General features: G+C 58.5%; 1 protein-coding gene. It reads right to left on the minus strand.

The features are described from left to right. Positions 1-1,028: IS110 family RNA-guided transposase (locus tag AS26_RS13560; RefSeq protein WP_157068520.1), on the minus strand; the 1,028-nt coding region annotated here is incomplete at its 3' end. Positions 1,029-1,398: the final 370 nt, after the last annotated feature.

Below are 1,398 nucleotides of genomic sequence, written 5' to 3' on the forward strand. Positions count from 1 at the left end.
TTCCCTGACTTTGTCAGTTTGGTGTCATCGGCCCGGAATTGGCTTGACTGGTGGACGGACCATGTCAAGCCCGCAAATTTCGCGAGGGCAGCTTGGTCGTCGAAACGAGAGATGTCTCCAATCTCGGAAACAATGCCGGCCGCAATCACCGGCCCAATGCCGGGCACGGTATCGAGCGTCTGCGGGATGGCCGCCAAATGGCGCGCGATGACCTTGTCCAGCTCCTTGAGTTGTCGCTGCAGGAACTGGATGTTGCTCAGCGTCATCGACAGCGTGACCTCAATCGCGTCGGCCATGGTTGGATTCAGCCGGTACGCACGCTGAGCGAGCCGCTTGAGTTCCCGGGCTAACTCTTGTGGGTCACGTAGCCGGTTGTTGCCGTGCTCCGCGATGAACTGGGCGAGTTCTTCTAACGGACGCTCTGCGACTTCATCCGGTGTCAATTCAGAGAGAACGGCGGTGGCCGCCTTGCCGAACGGGTCGCTGAAAGGGTTTTGCTGGTCGTCGCACAGCGGCGAGAACTTGAGGAAAATCATACCCAGCGCCCGATTCTTCTCACGGATGAGATTGTGGACCAGGTGATAGCGAAAGCGGGTCAATCGTTGCAGAGCGGCATAGCGCGGGTCTTGCGGCAGCGTGGGGCGCAGCCCGCCAAAACGCAGCCGGTCAGCGATGACCCAGGCATCGATCGCGTCGGTTTTGGGCAGCTTGGTATAGGCCTTTTTGAACCCATCGACCAGCGACGGATTGAGGACATAGATCTCCGTGTCAAATGGCTGGAGGGCGTCGTTTTGCGAGAGAAACTCGTGCAAGTGCCACCAGTACACATTGGTGGCCTCCATGCCGATTCGAAGCTGTGTGGAACCGGTGGATTCAAGGAACTCCAAGAGCTTGTCCACGAGCTTCTCGGCGCCTACCAGGTCATTGGTGTAGGTCAACGTTCCGGACACGGGTTTGCCCTGCTCGTCAATGACGCGGACGACAAAGTTGCTCAGACCGAGATCGATACCGACATACAGACATGCCATGGTCAGACTCACCTCCTGTTTGGCAGGGTGGGGCGTCTGAGTCGCTGGGGTATCCCCGAGCCGCGGGCGTATCTCTCAGCCTCGCGTGATGAGAACTCACCGGCCGCTCCCTGGGTACACCCGCATGCTGCTGACATGCAGGAAGGAGACGGACGAGGGACCGCCTGCGAGTCAAAGATCACACACCCGCTTCGGGGAGACAGTCTTTCCGAGAAGTTCACCCAAGCGGTGACGACAGGGGCGATCAGAACTGCCCCGGACCCTACGCTTAAGGTCATTGTCTCTGGGGATACCCCAGCGACTCAACCCTTGAACCCTGCGTGTTTGTAGTTGACGTAAGAGCTTGGTCTAAATCAATTCATACGAGGGG

This window comes from Alicyclobacillus sendaiensis NBRC 100866 (assembly GCF_001552675.1).
GTDB lineage: Bacteria > Bacillota > Bacilli > Alicyclobacillales > Alicyclobacillaceae > Alicyclobacillus > Alicyclobacillus sendaiensis.